Origin of the sequence: Pseudomonas sp. ACN5 (assembly GCF_002303975.1) — a bacterium.
Classification (GTDB): domain Bacteria; phylum Pseudomonadota; class Gammaproteobacteria; order Pseudomonadales; family Pseudomonadaceae; genus Aquipseudomonas; species Aquipseudomonas laurylsulfatiphila.
The window spans coordinates 150031-165584 of record NZ_MRCP01000001.1; the positions used below are offsets into that span (position 1 = coordinate 150031).

At 61.3% G+C, this 15554-nt stretch carries 14 protein-coding genes; 12 read left to right on the top strand and 2 right to left on the bottom strand.

The window, feature by feature from the left end:
- Positions 1 to 42: 42 nt before the first annotated feature.
- From BSF40_RS00745 to BSF40_RS00760, 4 genes are read left to right on the top strand one after another with little or no spacing between them, the layout of a single operon-like run.
- Positions 43 to 513 (top strand): (2Fe-2S)-binding protein, encoded by a 471-nt coding sequence (locus tag BSF40_RS00745; protein ID WP_015096391.1) that lies wholly within the window; start codon positions 43 to 45, stop codon positions 511 to 513.
- Positions 510 to 2840 carry a xanthine dehydrogenase family protein molybdopterin-binding subunit gene (locus tag BSF40_RS00750; protein WP_095963749.1) on the top strand — a complete coding sequence of 777 codons (2331 nt, stop codon included), beginning with the start codon at positions 510 to 512 and terminating at the stop codon, positions 2838 to 2840. The genes BSF40_RS00745 and BSF40_RS00750 overlap by 4 nt, the downstream gene beginning before the upstream one ends.
- Positions 2840 to 3823 (top strand): XdhC family protein, encoded by a 984-nt coding sequence (locus BSF40_RS00755; protein ID WP_095963750.1) that lies wholly within the window; start codon positions 2840 to 2842, stop codon positions 3821 to 3823. The genes BSF40_RS00750 and BSF40_RS00755 overlap by 1 nt, the downstream gene beginning before the upstream one ends.
- Entirely contained in the window at positions 3820 to 4410 is a 591-nt protein-coding gene (locus tag BSF40_RS00760) for an NTP transferase domain-containing protein (protein WP_095963751.1), read from the top strand. Before BSF40_RS00755 ends, BSF40_RS00760 begins: the two co-directional genes overlap by 4 nt.
- Positions 4411 to 4595: 185 nt before the next feature.
- Here BSF40_RS00760 and rne read toward each other — a convergent pair whose 3' ends face one another.
- The gene (rne, locus tag BSF40_RS00765; RefSeq protein WP_095963752.1) at positions 4596 to 7811 is read right to left on the bottom strand and encodes a ribonuclease E; all 3216 of its coding nucleotides are present in this window, start codon (positions 7809 to 7811) and stop codon (positions 4596 to 4598) included.
- A 702-nt stretch (positions 7812 to 8513) separates the two neighbouring features.
- Here rne and rluC point away from each other — a divergent pair.
- Genes rluC through BSF40_RS00785 form a run of 3 tightly spaced genes read left to right on the top strand, consistent with a single transcriptional unit; the run spans position 8514 to position 11139 of the window.
- A complete protein-coding gene (gene rluC, locus BSF40_RS00775) occupies positions 8514 to 9476 on the top strand; it encodes a 23S rRNA pseudouridine(955/2504/2580) synthase RluC (protein ID WP_095963753.1) in 963 nt (320 codons plus the stop codon).
- On the top strand, positions 9463 to 10125 hold the full coding sequence (locus BSF40_RS00780) for an HAD-IA family hydrolase (protein WP_095963754.1): 663 nt from the start codon (positions 9463 to 9465) through the stop codon (positions 10123 to 10125). The genes rluC and BSF40_RS00780 overlap by 14 nt, the downstream gene beginning before the upstream one ends.
- A 24-nt stretch (positions 10126 to 10149) precedes the next feature.
- Positions 10150 to 11139, top strand: coding sequence for a S49 family peptidase (locus BSF40_RS00785; protein WP_095963755.1), 990 nt, complete (start codon positions 10150 to 10152; stop codon positions 11137 to 11139).
- A 90-nt stretch (positions 11140 to 11229) separates the two neighbouring features.
- Here the strand turns inward: BSF40_RS00785 and BSF40_RS00790 are convergent, their stop codons facing one another.
- Positions 11230 to 11808 carry a nucleoside triphosphate pyrophosphatase gene (locus tag BSF40_RS00790; protein WP_095963756.1) on the bottom strand — a complete coding sequence of 193 codons (579 nt, stop codon included), beginning with the start codon at positions 11806 to 11808 and terminating at the stop codon, positions 11230 to 11232.
- A gap of 105 nt (positions 11809 to 11913) precedes the next feature.
- Between BSF40_RS00790 and BSF40_RS00795 the strand changes: the two genes are divergently transcribed.
- From BSF40_RS00795 to fabG, 5 genes are all read left to right on the top strand, one after another.
- Positions 11914 to 12441 (top strand): YceD family protein, encoded by a 528-nt coding sequence (locus tag BSF40_RS00795; RefSeq protein ID WP_007942001.1) that lies wholly within the window; start codon positions 11914 to 11916, stop codon positions 12439 to 12441.
- A gap of 13 nt (positions 12442 to 12454) precedes the next feature.
- On the top strand, positions 12455 to 12637 hold the full coding sequence (rpmF, locus tag BSF40_RS00800; protein ID WP_003179396.1) for a 50S ribosomal protein L32: 183 nt from the start codon (positions 12455 to 12457) through the stop codon (positions 12635 to 12637).
- A gap of 4 nt (positions 12638 to 12641) precedes the next feature.
- A complete protein-coding gene (gene plsX, locus BSF40_RS00805; protein WP_083884590.1) occupies positions 12642 to 13652 on the top strand; it encodes a phosphate acyltransferase PlsX in 1011 nt (336 codons plus the stop codon).
- 125 nt (positions 13653 to 13777) lie between these two features.
- The gene (gene fabD, locus BSF40_RS00810) at positions 13778 to 14716 is read left to right on the top strand and encodes an ACP S-malonyltransferase (RefSeq protein ID WP_007977053.1); all 939 of its coding nucleotides are present in this window, start codon (positions 13778 to 13780) and stop codon (positions 14714 to 14716) included.
- Between the two features lie 16 nt (positions 14717 to 14732).
- Complete coding sequence (gene fabG, locus BSF40_RS00815) at positions 14733 to 15473, top strand: 3-oxoacyl-ACP reductase FabG (protein ID WP_007977052.1); 741 nt, start codon at positions 14733 to 14735, stop codon at positions 15471 to 15473.
- Positions 15474 to 15554: the final 81 nt, after the last annotated feature.

A 15554-nucleotide genomic window follows, 5' to 3' on the forward strand; every position in this document is an offset into this window, starting at 1 on the left:
GATTGCTCGACCCCATCACTCAAGATCCGTGCGGGCGTGCCCATGATTACCCTGAAACTCAATGGTCAAGACCATCAACTCGACGTCACCGAGGACATGCCGCTGCTCTGGGCGATCCGCGACGTGGCCGGTTACAACGGCACCAAGTTCGGCTGCGGCATGGGCCTGTGCGGGGCCTGCACCATTCATATCGAAGGGGCACCGGCACGCAGTTGCATCACGCCCATCGGTTCCGTCGTCGGTCAGAATGTCAGCACCATCGACAACCTGCACGCCGACCCGATCGGCAAAGTGGTCCAGCAAGCCTGGCTCGACACGGCGGTCGCTCAATGCGGTTTCTGCCAGGGTGGGCAAATCATGTCGGCGACAGCGCTGCTCAAGACCCACCCGAACCCCAGCGACGAGCAGATTGAAGAGGCGATGGTCGGCAATATCTGCCGCTGCGGCACCTACAACCGCATCAAGACCGCCATCCGCCAGGCCTCCACTCACCTGAAGGAGGCCAAGGCATGAGCCGGTTACCGAATGATTTCACCCTGAGCAATCTGAGCCAGCTCAGTCGCCGCGGCTTTCTCAAAGGTGTGGGTGCCACCAGTGCGCTGGTATTGGCGGCGAGCTGGGGCTGGCAAGACGCCTTTGCCGAAGAAAAAGACAAGAAGTTCGGTGCCGACGGCATGCCCCACGGCTGGGTCGACGATCCGAAAGTCTATGTGAGCATCGCCGCCGATGGCACGGTGACCGTGATCTGCAACCGCTCGGAAATGGGGCAGGGCGTGCGCACCAGCCTGACCATGGTGGTGGCTGATGAACTGGAAGCCGATTGGGCGCGGGTCAAGGTACAGCAGGCCCCGGGCGATGAGGCACGCTTCGGCAACCAGGACACCGACGGCTCACGCAGCATGCGCCACTGGTACGAACCGATGCGTCGTTGCGGGGCTGCTGCACGCGCCATGCTGGAACAGGCCGCTGCTGACCAGTGGAAAGTGTCGGTGGGCGAGTGCCATGCGCAACTGCATAAAGTCATCCACAAACCCTCGGGCCGCGAACTGGATTATGGCGCGCTCGCCGCCGCTGCCAGCGCTTTGGCCGTACCGGCCCGTGACAGCCTGAGGCTCAAGCAGCCTTCGGAATTCCGTTACATCGGCAAGGAAGGCACCAAGGCCATCGACGGTGAAGACATCGTCAACGGCCGTGCGGTGTACGGTGCCGACGTGCATTTCGACGGCATGCTGTACGCGACCATTGCGCGGCCCACGGTGTATGGCGGCAAAGTCAAAAGTTTCGACGCCAGTGCGGCGATGAAAGTCCCCGGCGTGGTCAAGGTGCTGCAGATCGAAAGCCGTCCGTTGCCTTCGGAGTTCCAGCCCCTGGGTGGCATCGCCGTGGTGGCGAGCAATACCTGGGCGGCGATCAAGGGCCGCGAGGCGCTGAAAATCGAGTGGGATGATGGCCCCAACGCCAGCTACGACTCGATCGCCTATCGCAAGGAGCTCGAAGCAGCCTCGCTCAAGCCTGGCAAGGTGGTGCGCAATACCGGCAACATAGACGAGGCCATGAGCAGCGCCGACAGTACGCTGGAAGCCTCTTACTACTTGCCGCATTTGTCACAGTCGCCGATGGAACCGATGGTCGCCATTGCGCGGTTCAAGGACGGTGCGTGCGAGGCCTGGGGGCCAAGCCAGGCGCCGCAGGTCACCCGGGAGCGGATCGGTGAACGCCTGGGGCTGCCGTTCGAAAAGGTCACGTTCAACGTGACCTTGCTGGGCGGTGGGTTCGGGCGCAAGTCCAAGCCCGACTTCATCATCGAAGCCGCGATCCTCGCCAAGGAATTCCCCGGTAAAGCGGTGCGGGTGCAATGGACCCGCGAAGACGACATTCATTGTTCCTACTTCCACACCGTATCGGCCGAATACCTCAAGGCCAGCCTGAACAAGGACGGCCTGCCGTCCGGCTGGTTGCACCGTACGGTCGCGCCGAGCATCACGGCGTTGTTTGCGCCAGGCATGAACCATGAGGCGGCGTTCGAACTGGGCATGGGTTTCACCAACATGGCGTATGCGATCCCCAACATTCGCCTGGAAAACCCCGAGGCCACGGTGCATACCCGCGTCGGCTGGTATCGCTCGGTGTCGAACATTCCCCATGGCTTCGCGATCCAGAGTTTTATCGATGAGCTGGCGCACAAGGCCGGGGAAGATCCGCTGAAGTACCAGATCAGATTGCTCGGCCCGGACCGCCAGATCGATCCGCGCACCTTGAGCGAAGAGTGGAACTACGGTGAATCCCCCGAGCGGTATCCGATCGACACCGCGCGTCTGCGCACAGTACTGGAGACCGCCGCCAAAGCCGCGGGTTGGGGGCGTGAGCTGCCCAAGGGCCGCGGCCTGGGCCTGGCGGTGCATTACAGCTTCGTGACCTATGTGGCGGCGGTGATCGAGGTGGAGGTCAAAGACGACGGCACACTGGTGGTGCACAAGGCCGACATCGCCGTCGATTGCGGACCGCAGATCAATCCCGAGCGGATTCGCGCGCAGTTCGAGGGCGCCTGCGTCATGGGCCTGGGTAATGCGGTGCTGGGGGAAATCAGCTTCAAGGACGGCAAGGTCCAGCAGGATAACTTCCACATGTACGAAGTGGCGCGCATGTCCCTGGCGCCGAAAGAAGTGGCTGTGCATCTGGTGACGCCGCCGGGTGAGGTGCCATTGGGCGGTGTCGGTGAACCGGGCGTGCCACCGATTGCGCCGGCCCTGTGCAATGCGATCTTTGCAGCCACCGGCAAACGCATCCGCAACCTGCCGGTTCGTTATCAGTTGTCGGGCTGGCAGCAGGCCGGAGCCTGATGGACAGCGCCGACCTGAACGTCCTGCGCAGTGTGCTGCAATGGCAGCGCGCCGGTCAGCGGGTGGTGTTGTACAGCGTGGTCGAAACCTGGGGCACGGCGCCCCGGGCACCCGGCGCCATGCTGGCCCTGCGTGAAGACGGCGTGGTGATTGGTTCGGTTTCCGGCGGGTGTGTCGAGGATGACTTGATCGCCCGGCTGCACGACGGCCGTCTCGCACTGGACGGGCCGCCGGTGCAACTGATCACGTACGGCGTGACCCGCGAGGAAGCCGCGCGTTTCGGCTTGCCCTGTGGCGGCACCTTGCGCTTGACCGAGGAGCGCATCGACGATGGGGATTGGGTCGAGCAACTGCTGTCCCGATGCGAGGCCCATGAAATCGTTGCCCGTGAACTGAACCTGGCCACCGGCGAAGTGCTTCTGCGGTCGGCCACTAAAGCTGACGTCTTGACGTTCGACGGTCTGACCTTGCGGGCGATCTATGGGCCGCGTTGGCGCTTGCTGTTGATCGGCGCGGGGCAGCTGTCGCGCTATGTCGCGGAAATGGCCCGCCTGCTGGATTTCGAGGTGCTGATTTGCGATCCACGCAGCGAGTTCGTCTATGGCTGGGAAGAGCAGCACGGACGATTCGTCTCGGGCATGCCGGATGAGGCGGTATTGAATATCCAGACCGATGAACGCACGGCTATCGTGGCCTTGACCCATGATCCGCGCCTGGACGACATGGCGTTGCTCACGGCCCTGGATTCCAAAGCCTTTTACGTTGGAGCACTGGGGTCGCGGGTCAACAGCCAGAAGCGCCGGGAAAACCTGGCTCAACTGGGTTTGTCGCAACCGGCGATTGACCGTTTGCATGGTCCGATCGGCTTGCACATCGGCAGTCATAATCCAGCGGAAATTGCCTTGTCGCTCATGGCGGAAATCGTCGCAGTCAAAAATGGCGTCGAACTGAAACAGAAGAAAGTCTTGCGGGAGAAGGTATGAGCGAGTCCATTGGCGTCGTCCTACTGGCGGCGGGGCAGGGCAGCCGGTTTCGTCAGGTGGCGGGTGCTGAAAAGGATAAGTTGGTGGCCGATTGCACCGGGCGTGACGGCGTGGTGCGGTCCGTCATCGAGCACACATTGGTCAACTTGCCGGCGACGCTGGGCAAACGCGTATTGGTGACCACTGCTGACCGCCCACAGGTGATTCGCATGGCTCAGGCCTATGGCTGCGAGATTGTGCTGATCGAATCGACGGGAATGGGCGACAGCATTGCCGCCGGAGTCGCTGCCTGCAAACAACTCGATGGCTGGCTGATGGTGCTGGGGGATATGCCATTCATCCTGCCGTCCAGTATCGAGCGGGTGGTGGCGGGTATTGGCAATGACAGTATCAGTGTTCCGGTACAGGGCGGTAAATATGGGCATCCGGTCGGGTTTGGGCGGGACTTCGCAGCGGGGTTGATGGCGCTATCGGGGGATCGTGGCGCGAAACCGCTGTTTGCCCAAGGGCGGGTGATCGAAGTGGCCGTGGATGATCCCGGTGTGTTGTGGGATGTGGATGTGCCGCAGGCGTTGGTCTTCAAGTAGTTCTGGAGGTGACCCCCCTGTGGGAGCGGGCTTGCTCGCGAAGACGGCCTGGCAGTCAACTGAGATGTTGGATGATCCACCGCCTTCGCGAGCAAGCCCGCTCCCACAAGGGATTGCGGTGAAGTCCGGATATAAAAAAGCCCCGCCTGGAATCACCAGGCGGGGCTTTTCAGTGGCCGATGGAATCAGGCGAGAGGTTTGGTCTCGTGCTCTTTTTCCAGGGCTTGCTCGTGTTGCTCTACCGCGTCCTGAACGGAACGCGGCGCTTCGTGGATCACCGACTCAGCCGGCTCGGCAACCACTTCGGCGGCCGGGGCAGGCGCTGCCTCAACCGCTTCAACCGGAGCCGCAGCGGCAGCCAGTTCAGCTTCCTTCTGCAGACGCTCGGCTTCACGCTTGCGACGACGCACTTCACGTGGGTCGTTAGGCGCACGGCCACTTGGCGTCAGGGCGCTGACAGGCGCGGCTTCGACGACCGGCGCAGGCGCTTGGGCAACGACCTCAGCTTCAACAGCAGGAGCTTCAACGACAGGTGCTTCAACCTCCGGCGCCGGGGCCGGTTCCGCGGCGGCCACTACCGGCTCGGAAACCATGGCTTCGGCCACTTGGGTCTCGGCAGCAGGCGCTGGTGTTTCAGCGACGGCTGGCTCGGCCACCCAGTTGAACGCCGTTTGCTCTTCACGCACTTCGCGAACGGTTTCAGTCACGGTCTCGACGACAGCTTCTGCAGCTACGGCAGGTGCTTCAACCACTGGAGCCGGCTCGGCAGCCGCTTCAACGGCAGGCTGAGCTTCTGGCGCTGGCGCCACTTCGATTTCCGGCGAGGCGGTGACTTCGACCGGTGTGGTCGCTTCAACGGCTGGAGCTTCAACCTGAGCTGCTTCCAGGGTCGCGGCAGTGGCGCGTTCGGCTTGCACATTGGCTTCAGCTTCGGCTGGAGCGCTGATCACGCTGCTGGCAACGGCTGCGGTGACAGCCAGGCCGGCGGCCAGATCGGCAGTGCTTGGCGCTTCAGCGTTTTCGCCGGACTCGGACTCTTCCGAACCTTCGATCACGTTGCCGTTGGCGTCACGCTGACGCTCGCGACGGTTGCTGCGACGACGCTGGCCACGGGAACGGCGGCGTGGACGATCGCCTTCGGCGTTTTCCTGACCCTCTTCCTGCAGTTGCTCTTCGTTGGTGGTCAGTTCTTCTTCGGCAGCGGCGGCGGCAGCTTGTTCGGCACGAGGCTGACGCTCTTCACGCGGTGGGCGTGGAGCACGCTCTTCACGTGGCTGGCGAGCTGGACGCTCTTCTGCGGTAGCAGCGGCGGCCGGAGCAGCCGGAGCGGCATCCAGAGGCTCGCGCAGTTCACGCACACGTTCTTCACGCTCGCCACGAGGCTTGCGATCTTCACGCGGAGCGCGCGGCGCACGTTCTTCACGAGGCGCGCGTGGTGCGCGTTCTTCGCGGGCTACTGCCGGCGTTTCTTCACGGGACTCGCGAGGCTCGCGCACTTCGCGTGGCTGACGCTCTTCACGCGGAGCGCGCTCTTCACGCGGTGCACGTTCTTCGCGAGGCTTGCGCTCTTCATCGCGGCGACCGTTACGGTTGCGGCTCTGCTGGCGACCGTTGCGACGCTCTTCGTTGCGGGCCGGACGCTCGGCGGCTGGCTTTTCAACCACAACCGGCGCGACAGGCTCTTCCTTGGTGGCGAACAGGCTCACCAGCGACTTCACCAAGCCTTTGAACAGGCTTGGCTCCGGCACGACGGCCGGAGCCGGGGCCGGAGCGGCAACTTCGGTCGGAACCGGAGCGTTGGCGCGGGCCGGAGCGGTCTTGACCGCGGCTTCCTGGCGAACCAGGGTGCGGGTCGCTGCGGCTGGCTGAACTTCTTCGACTTCGGCAGCGGCAGCGGCGATTTCGTAGCTGGACTGGTTGGTCGCCGCTTCCGGGCTGTCATCACGCAGGCGTTGCACTTCGAAGTGCGGCGTCTCAAGGTGATCGTTCGGCAGGATGACGATGCGGGCGCGGGTGCGCAGTTCGATCTTGGTGATCGAGTTGCGTTTTTCGTTGAGCAGGAACGCAGCCACCGGGATCGGCACTTGTGCACGAACTTCGGCGGTACGGTCTTTCAGGGCTTCTTCTTCGATCAGGCGCAGGATCGCCAGGGACAGCGATTCAACGTCACGGATGATGCCGGTGCCGTTGCAACGCGGGCAGACGATGCCGCTGCTTTCGCCCAGGGATGGACGCAGGCGCTGACGGGACATTTCCAGCAGGCCGAAGCGCGAGATGCGACCGACTTGCACGCGAGCGCGGTCGGCTTCCAGGCATTCGCGGACTTTCTCTTCCACCGCGCGCTGGTTCTTGGCAGGGGTCATGTCGATGAAGTCGATGACGATCAGGCCGCCGATGTCGCGCAGGCGCAACTGACGGGCGATTTCTTCGGCCGCTTCAAGGTTGGTCTGCAGCGCGGTTTCTTCGATGTCGCTGCCTTTGGTGGCGCGCGCCGAGTTGATGTCGATGGACACCAGGGCTTCGGTCGGATCGATCACGATGGAACCGCCGGAAGGCAGTTCGACGACGCGCTGGAAAGCGGTTTCGATCTGGCTTTCGATCTGGAAACGGTTGAACAGCGGAACGCTGTCTTCGTAGAGCTTGATCTTGCTGGCGTACTGCGGCATCACCTGGCGGATGAAGGTCAGGGCTTCGTCCTGGGCTTCAACGCTGTCGATCAGCACTTCGCCGATGTCCTGGCGCAGGTAGTCGCGGATCGCGCGGATGATCACGTTGCTTTCCTGGTAGATCAGGAACGGCGCGGCGCGGTCCAGCGAGGCTTCCTTGATGGCGGTCCAGAGCTGCAGCAGGTAGTCGAGGTCCCACTGCATTTCTTCGCTGCTGCGGCCAAGGCCGGCAGTGCGCACGATCAGGCCCATGTCGGCCGGGGCAACCAGGCCGTTCAGGGCTTCACGCAGTTCGTTGCGCTCTTCGCCTTCAATGCGACGGGAGATACCGCCGGCACGCGGGTTGTTCGGCATCAGCACCAGGTAACGACCGGCCAGGCTGATGAAGGTGGTCAGGGCGGCGCCCTTGTTGCCACGTTCTTCTTTTTCGACCTGAACGATGACTTCCTGGCCTTCGCTCAGGACGTCCTTGATGTTGACGCGACCTTCCGGGGCTTTCTTGAAGTATTCGCGGGAGATTTCTTTGAGGGGCAGGAAGCCGTGGCGCTCAGAGCCGAAATCGACAAAGGCAGCCTCAAGGCTTGGTTCGATGCGAGTAATCCGGCCTTTATAGATGTTGGCCTTCTTCTGCTCGCGTGCACCGGATTCGATGTCCAGGTCGTAGAGGCGCTGGCCATCTACCAGTGCAACACGCAACTCTTCGGGTTGAGTTGCGTTAATCAGCATTCTTTTCATGTAGTACCGTCGGTTTCCGGGCTGCCGGAAACGGCGTTCGGCACACACGACTTCTCACGGTCGGTGTCAGGTGCGTCGGGAGTGGTTGGCCATTTCCCGTGTCCAGCGAAGTCCGGCCAATGTGGGCCTTCATCGCGACGTACGCGTCCTGCTTGCTGTGGCTACTTAAGCACTCAGTCAGGAGGAGGAATCAACCAGCGGCTGTGGACGAGATGAAGCGTCTGGAGAAAGCCTGTTGCTACACAGTCCGGCGGTTGTGCATCTCCACCCTACACGTATCCCTGATAATTCGGGTGCTGCCGCGCGCAGAATCCGCAGCGGGTTGGCATTTACCGTGAGCTCCGAAAGGGGAGGTCACGCATCATGGCTAATTTAGGCGTTGTTTCCGATGCCTTCGCTCGGGGTCATTCGCAGCTGACTGCACTTTGTGAACTGGCCGTGAATATGGCTCGCAAAACGAGTGGAAAACTCTGCTTTGTGGCGTGATTCAGGCCTCATGTCACCTGCGCTCGTTACACCTGCAAACTCCACCGTTACGTAGCGAAAGCCCCGTAGGACGGCCTCGCGTCCTGGTGAATTGCGTTGGTCAGGGCCGGTTTTTGACCGTTGGTCCGCTGTCCAGGCCGCTTTTGGCGACGTTCGCGACTATAGCAGCAATGATTAAGTGCTTCAATTCCATAAAAAATTGTTATCATCCGCGGCATGACGACGACTACCCCCCCGACTCCAGGCGTACAACTGCTTGAGGTCTCGCCGGAATATGCCGGCCAACGTATTGATAATTTCCTTCTCGCCCGGCTCAAAGGCGTGCCCAAGACCTTGATTTACCGCATTTTGCGCAAGGGCGAAGTGCGCGTGAACAAAGGTCGGATCAAGCCCGAGTACAAGCTGCAGGCGGGCGATATCGTGCGCGTGCCGCCGGTTCGCGTGCCTGAGCGCGACGAGCCGGTGCCACTGGCACAAGGCCTGCTGCAGCGGCTCGAAGCCTCGATTGTCTTCGAAGACAAGGCCCTGATCGTGATCAACAAGCCCGCCGGCATTGCTGTTCACGGCGGTAGCGGCCTGACGTTCGGGGTGATCGAAGCCTTTCGTCAGTTGCGCCCCGATTGCAAGGAGCTCGAACTGGTTCACCGTCTCGACCGTGACACGTCCGGCCTGTTGATGATCGCCAAGAAGCGCAGCATGTTGCGTCACCTGCACACTGCGCTGCGCGGTGATGGTGTCGACAAGCGCTACATGGCGCTGGTCCGCGGTAACTGGGCGAGCTCGATCAAGCAGGTCCGTGCATCGCTGGGCAAGAGCAATCTGCGCTCCGGCGAGCGCATGGTCGAGGTCGACGAGGAGGAGGGCAAGGAGTCCGTGACCGTGTTCAAGGTCCTGCGCCGTTTCGGCGACTTTGCCACCCTGATCGAAGCCAAGCCGATTACCGGCCGGACTCACCAGATCCGCGTGCATACCTTGCACGCCGGGCATTGCATCGCTGGCGACACCAAGTACGGCGAAGAAGGTTTCAGCAAGGAAATCCGCGATCTGGGCGGCAAGCGCCTGTTCCTGCATGCCTACATGCTGACCGTGCCGTTGCCTGATGGCGGCGAGCTGAAGTTGCAGGCCCCGGTCGACGAGATGTGGGCCAAGACTGTGGAGCGATTGAGTGCGCCCATCTGATTACAAGCTGCTGATCTTCGATTGGGACGGCACGCTGGCCGATTCCATTGGCCGGATTGTCGAGGCGATGCATGTTGCCTCCCGGCGCTCCGGTTTTGAGCAGCGCGACGATTTTGCCGTCAAGGGCATCATCGGCCTGGGTTTGCCGGAAGCGATCCGCACCCTGTACCCCGAGATCGATGACGCCGAACTGATCGCGTTTCGCGAGCACTACGCCGAACATTACATTGCGTCGGAGGCCGTGCCTTCGCCGTTGTTCGAGGGTGTGGTCGAGTCGCTCGAGGCATTTCGTGCCGAGGGTTATCATCTGGCTGTGGCGACCGGCAAGGCCCGTCGCGGGCTGGATCGGGTGTTGAAGGCCCATGGCTGGGAGGATTACTTCGACATCACTCGTGCCGCCGACGAGACCGCCAGCAAGCCCCATCCGCTGATGCTCGAGCAGATTCTCGCGCATTGCGAGGTTCGCCCGGATCAGGCATTGATGGTCGGTGATTCGTCCTTTGATTTGCAGATGGCACGCAACGCCGGCATGGGGTCGGTGGCCGTAAGCTATGGCGCTCAATCGATCGATGCGTTGAGGCTGTATGAGCCGCGACTGGCCATCGACCGTTTTTCAGAATTGCACGCCTGGCTGAGTCAGCAGGCTTAACCGGTAGTTTTTGGGGTGGACGGCATGACCGACGAATGGAAGGCGCCCGCCAAGGCGAGCGCAGAGAGCGGTGACGACAAGAGCTGGAAGCTGCTGGAGAAGACGCTGCTGGCCAGTGTGCAGGAACAGCGTCGGTCCCGTCGCTGGGGGATATTCTTCAAGTCGCTGATTTTTGTGTATCTTTTCGGCGTTGTTGCTCTGTTTTCGCCGCTGATGGATATGGAAAAGGCCGCTACCCTCAGTGCCAATTACACGGCGTTGATCGATGTGACAGGCATGATTGCCGACAAGGAGCCGGCCAGCGCAGACAATATCGTTGGCAGCCTGCGCGCGGCTTTCGAGGACAAGAAAGTCAAGGGCGTCATCCTGCGTATCAACAGTCCGGGCGGCAGTCCGGTGCAGTCGGGTTATGTCTATGACGAGATCCGTCGCCTGCGCGGCCTGCATCCGGACACCAAGCTGTATGCGGTCATTTCCGACCTGGGGGCTTCCGGTGCTTACTACATCGCCAGCGCGGCGGATCAGATCTACGCCGACAAGGCGAGCCTGGTCGGCTCCATCGGTGTGACGGCGGCCGGATACGGCTTTGTCGGCACCATGGAGAAGCTGGGTGTCGAGCGTCGCACTTACACCTCGGGCGAACACAAGTCGTTTCTCGATCCGTTCCAGCCACAGAAGCCGGAAGAAACCGCTTTCTGGCAGGGTGTGCTCGATACGACCCACAAGCAGTTCATCAACAGCGTCAAGCAAGGGCGCGGCGATCGCCTGAAGGACAAGGAGCATCCGGAGCTGTTCTCCGGTCTGGTCTGGTCCGGCGAGCAGGCGCTGCCACTGGGGTTGATCGATGGGCTGGGCAATGCCAGTTCGGTTGCGAGGGATGTGATCGGCGAGAAAGAGCTGGTGGACTTTACCGTTCAGGAGTCGACATTCGATCGCTTCTCGAAAAAACTCGGCGCCAGCGTGGCTGAGCATCTGGCGATGTGGATGGGGTTTAACGGTCCGTCGCTGCGTTAAGTTGGCTTTAAGGTCAAAAGATCGCAGCCTTCGGCAGCTCCTGCACGCAGATCAACTGTGGGGGCTGCCGAAGGCTGCGATTTTTTGCTTTCAGGGTATTTGCACGCCTTCGGCCAGCAACATGTCGATCAAGCGAATCAGCGGCAGGCCGATCAGGCTGGTGGCGTCAGGACCCTCGGTGCTGCGAAACAGGCTGACACCCAGGCCTTCGGCCTTGAAGCTGCCTGCGCAATCGTAGGGTTGCTCGGCGTGAAGGTAGCGCTCGATGCGGGTGGCGTCGAGTGTGCGCATGTGTACGGTGAACGGCACGCAATCGACCTGGCAGTGCCCTGTCCGGCTGTTGAGCAAGGCCAGGGCGGTCAGGAATGTCACGCTGGCGCCGCTGGCGGCCAGCAGTTGTTCGCGGGCTTTTTCGAAGGTGTGGGGCTTGCCGATTATCCGCTCTCCCAGCACGGCGACCTGGTCGGAGCCGATTATCAGATGAGCGGTATGGCTGGCGGCCAGGGCGCGCGCTTTCTCTTCGGCAAGGCGCTTGACCAGCGCGATGGCGGATTCGCCCGGGCGATGGCTTTCGTCGATATCCGGCGAACTGCAAGTGAATGGCAGTTGCAGGCGGGCCAGCAATTCCCGGCGATAGACCGAGCCGGAAGCGAGTAATAAAGGCAGCATGCGCATCTCCATAAGGCAGGTGCGAATTCTAGCGAGGCTTCCAAGTGACGGACAGGGCTGAATTTCCTTTGACATGGGCGGGTGCATCCCTATAATGCTGCGCCTATGTTGAATGACCCGATTCCACCTCACGTTGACCCGCGCAAATTGGCTGATCGTGGCACCACCCTTCAAGGTGAAATGCTGCTGGCCGATTTGGAGAGACTCTGCGACCCGCTTTCCGACAATGTCGGTACGGTGCAGGCTAAATTCGTTTTTGAACGAGATGAACGTAAATCTGTGGTCATCCACAGCTTTATCGACACTGAAGTCAAAATGGTTTGCCAGCGTTGTCTTGAGCTGGTCACCCTGCCGATCCATAGCGAATGCAGTTACGCTGTGGTGAAGGAGGGTGCGAATACCCAGTCGTTGCCGAAAGGTTATGACGTGCTGGAACTGGGCGAAGATCCATTGGATCTGCAGTCACTGATCGAGGAGGAGCTTCTGCTCGCCTTGCCCATTGTGCCTGCTCATCATCCGGAAGAATGCCAGCAGCCGGCGGGAGCAGATGAGCCCGAACCGAGCGAGGACGAGGTAACGCGGTCCAACCCGTTCAGTGTATTGGCGCAGTTAAAGCGTGACCCAAACGTTTAGGAGTTAATCAATTATGGCTGTTCAGCAGAACAAAAAATCCCGCTCTGCCCGTGACATGCGCCGTTCGCACGACGCTCTCGAGGCTAGCACCTTGTCTGTAGAAAAAACCACCGGTGAAGTTCACCTGCGTCACCACGTATCGCCAGAAGGCGTATACCGTGGCCGTAAAGTGATCGACAAGGGCGCTGACGAGTAATCACTTGTCCGCTCAAGTCATCGCGATTGACGCAATGGGCGGGGACTTCGGTCCCCGCAGCATTGTTCAGGCCAGCCTTGCTTGCCTGTCCGCTACACCCTCGCTGCACCTGACCCTCGTCGGTCAACCCTCCCTTCTTGAAGAATTGATCGCTGGCCATTCGGCTGTGGATCGCGCGCGTCTGTCGATTGCTCCGGCGAGCGAAGTCATTGGCATGGACGAAAAACCCGCCCAGGCCTTGCGAGGCAAGCCCGACTCATCGATGCGCGTGGCCCTTGAACTGCTGCGCGACGGCAAAGTCCAGGCCTGTGTCAGTGCCGGCAATACCGGTGCGCTGATGGCGTTGTCGCGATTCGTGCTCAAGACCCTGCCGGGCATTGACCGTCCGGCCATGGTGGCGGCGATCCCGACACAAAAGGGTTACTGCCAATTGCTCGACCTGGGCGCCAACGTCGATTGCAGTGCCGAGCATCTGTTGCAGTTTGCGGTCATGGGGTCGGTGGCGGCGGAGACGCTGGGCATCAGCCGTCCACGGGTGGCATTGCTGAACATCGGCACCGAAGACATCAAGGGCAATCAGCAGGTCAAGCTGGCGGCGACTTTGTTGCAAGGCGCCCGGGGCATCAATTACATCGGCTTTATCGAGGGCGACGGTTTGTATCGTGGCGAAGCGGATGTGGTGGTGTGTGACGGTTTTGTCGGCAACATCCTGCTCAAATCCAGCGAAGGCCTGGCGACCATGATTGCCGGGCGCATCGAGGCCTTGTTCAAGAAGAGCCTGGCCTCACGTGCGGTCGGCGCGCTGGCGCTGCCGTTGATGAAGCGCCTGCAGGCCGAACTGGCGCCTGCCCGGCATAACGGCGCGAGCTTTCTCGGCTTGCAGGGGATTGTGGTGAAGAGCCACGGTTCTGCCGGGGTCCAGGGTTTCCAAAGCGCCATTTCGCGCGCCATGATCGAGATTCAGGAAAACCTTCCCGAGCGCCTGCACGGTCGTCTGGAGGATTTGTTGCTTTAGGCGTTTTCGTCGGACAATGCTTAAATGTGACCGCTTGGTTCGATGGGCCATCCAACTGTCAGTTTCTTGCGTCCCCAAAGCGGGGCGCCATTTCTCCGACGACAAGATCATTAGGGGCTTGTTACATGTCTGCTTCCCTCGCATTCGTCTTCCCGGGACAGGGTTCGCAGTCCCTCGGCATGCTGGCCGAGTTGGGCGCACAACATCCGGTTGTCCTTGAAACATTCAAAGAAGCTTCCGATGCACTGGGTTACGACCTGTGGGCACTGACCCAGCAAGGGCCGGAAGAGCAACTCAATCAAACCGATAAAACCCAACCGGCCATTCTGACCGCCTCGATCGCCCTGTGGCGTCTGTGGTTGGCCGAAGGTGGTGCGCGTCCGGCCTACGTCGCCGGGCACAGCCTGGGTGAATACAGCGCGCTGGTGGCAGCGGGCAGCCTGAGCCTGGGCGACGCGGTGAAACTCGTCGAGCGTCGTGGCCAACTGATGCAGGAAGCCGTTCCGGCCGGGCAGGGCGGCATGGCTGCCATCCTGGGGCTGGACGATGCCGACGTACTGGCAGCCTGTGCCGAAGCGGCGCAAGGCGAAGTGGTCAGCGCGGTGAATTTCAACTCGCCGGGCCAGGTGGTCATCGCCGGTGCCAAGGCTGCGGTTGAACGCGCCATCGAAGGCTGCAAGGCGCGTGGTGCCAAGCGCGCCATGCCACTGCCGGTCAGCGTGCCGTCCCACTGCGAGCTGATGCGTCCGGCTGCTGAGCGTTTCGCCGAATCGATCGCCGCGATCAATTGGCAGGCGCCACAGATTCCTGTGGTCCAGAACGTCAGCGCCGAAGTGCCGGCCGATCTGGAAACCCTCAAGCGTGATCTGCTCGAACAGCTGTACAAGCCCGTACGCTGGGTCGAATCCGTACAGGCGCTGGCTGCCAGGGGCGCGACCAATCTGGTCGAGTGCGGCCCGGGTAAAGTGCTGGCCGGTCTGAACAAGCGTTGCGCCGAAGGCGTATCGACATCCAACCTCAATACCCCAGATGCCTTCGCTGCCGCCCGTGCAGCGTTGGCCTGAATCAGGAGAAGCTTGCATGAGTCTGCAAGGTAAAGTTGCACTGGTCACCGGTGCAAGCCGTGGCATCGGCCAGGCTATCGCCCTGGAACTGGGTCGTCAGGGCGCCATCGTTGTCGGTACCGCGACTTCCGCGTCGGGTGCCGAGCGTATTGCCGCGACCCTGAAGGAAAACGGTATTCAGGGCACCGGCCTGGAACTCAATGTCACCAGTGACGAGTCCGTGGCGGCGGTCCTGGCGAGCATCCAGGAGCAGTTCGGTGCGCCGGCGATCCTGGTCAACAATGCCGGTATCACCCGCGATAATCTGATGATGCGCATGAAAGACGACGAGTGGCACGACGTTGTCGATACCAATCTGAACAGTCTGTTCCGCCTGTCCAAGGGCGTTTTGCGTGGCATGACCAAAGCCCGTTGGGGCCGAATTATCAGTATTGGTTCGGTTGTGGGTGCCATGGGCAACGCAGGCCAAGTAAACTACGCTGCCGCCAAGGCCGGTCTGGAAGGTTTCAGTCGTGCATTGGCGCGTGAAGTCGGTTCGCGTGCGATTACGGTAAACTCGGTGGCCCCAGGGTTCATCGATACCGATATGACCCGTGAACTGCCCGAGGCGCAGCGTGAAGCCTTGCAGACGCAGATTCCGCTGGGTCGTCTGGGGCAGGCTCAAGAGATCGCGTCCGTGGTCGCTTTTCTTGCGTCGGACGGTGCGGCTTACGTTACCGGAGCTACAATCCCGGTGAACGGCGGGATGTACATGTAATTCAAATGTGACGGATTGCTTCAAAAAAATGTCATACGAGCTGTCTAAAATCCGTTATAAAGCTGCAATCTATTTATAGGC

Excerpts from the sequence above, each read along its gene's own strand:
- rluC (WP_095963753.1), top strand. The coding sequence starts at position 8,514 with ATGACGACGACTACCCCCCCGACTCCAGGCGTACAACTGCTTGAGGTC.
- BSF40_RS00755 (WP_095963750.1), top strand. The coding sequence starts at position 2,840 with ATGGACAGCGCCGACCTGAACGTCCTGCGCAGTGTGCTGCAATGGCAG.
- BSF40_RS00790 (WP_095963756.1), bottom strand. The coding sequence starts at position 11,808 with ATGCTGCCTTTATTACTCGCTTCCGGCTCGGTCTATCGCCGGGAATTG.
- BSF40_RS00795 (WP_007942001.1), top strand. The coding sequence starts at position 11,914 with ATGTTGAATGACCCGATTCCACCTCACGTTGACCCGCGCAAATTGGCT.
- BSF40_RS00760 (WP_095963751.1), top strand. The coding sequence starts at position 3,820 with ATGAGCGAGTCCATTGGCGTCGTCCTACTGGCGGCGGGGCAGGGCAGC.
- rpmF (WP_003179396.1), top strand. The coding sequence starts at position 12,455 with ATGGCTGTTCAGCAGAACAAAAAATCCCGCTCTGCCCGTGACATGCGC.
- fabG (WP_007977052.1), top strand. The coding sequence starts at position 14,733 with ATGAGTCTGCAAGGTAAAGTTGCACTGGTCACCGGTGCAAGCCGTGGC.
- BSF40_RS00745 (WP_015096391.1), top strand. The coding sequence starts at position 43 with ATGATTACCCTGAAACTCAATGGTCAAGACCATCAACTCGACGTCACC.
- BSF40_RS00750 (WP_095963749.1), top strand. The coding sequence starts at position 510 with ATGAGCCGGTTACCGAATGATTTCACCCTGAGCAATCTGAGCCAGCTC.
- rne (WP_095963752.1), bottom strand. The coding sequence starts at position 7,811 with ATGAAAAGAATGCTGATTAACGCAACTCAACCCGAAGAGTTGCGTGTT.
- BSF40_RS00785 (WP_095963755.1), top strand. The coding sequence starts at position 10,150 with ATGACCGACGAATGGAAGGCGCCCGCCAAGGCGAGCGCAGAGAGCGGT.
- fabD (WP_007977053.1), top strand. The coding sequence starts at position 13,778 with ATGTCTGCTTCCCTCGCATTCGTCTTCCCGGGACAGGGTTCGCAGTCC.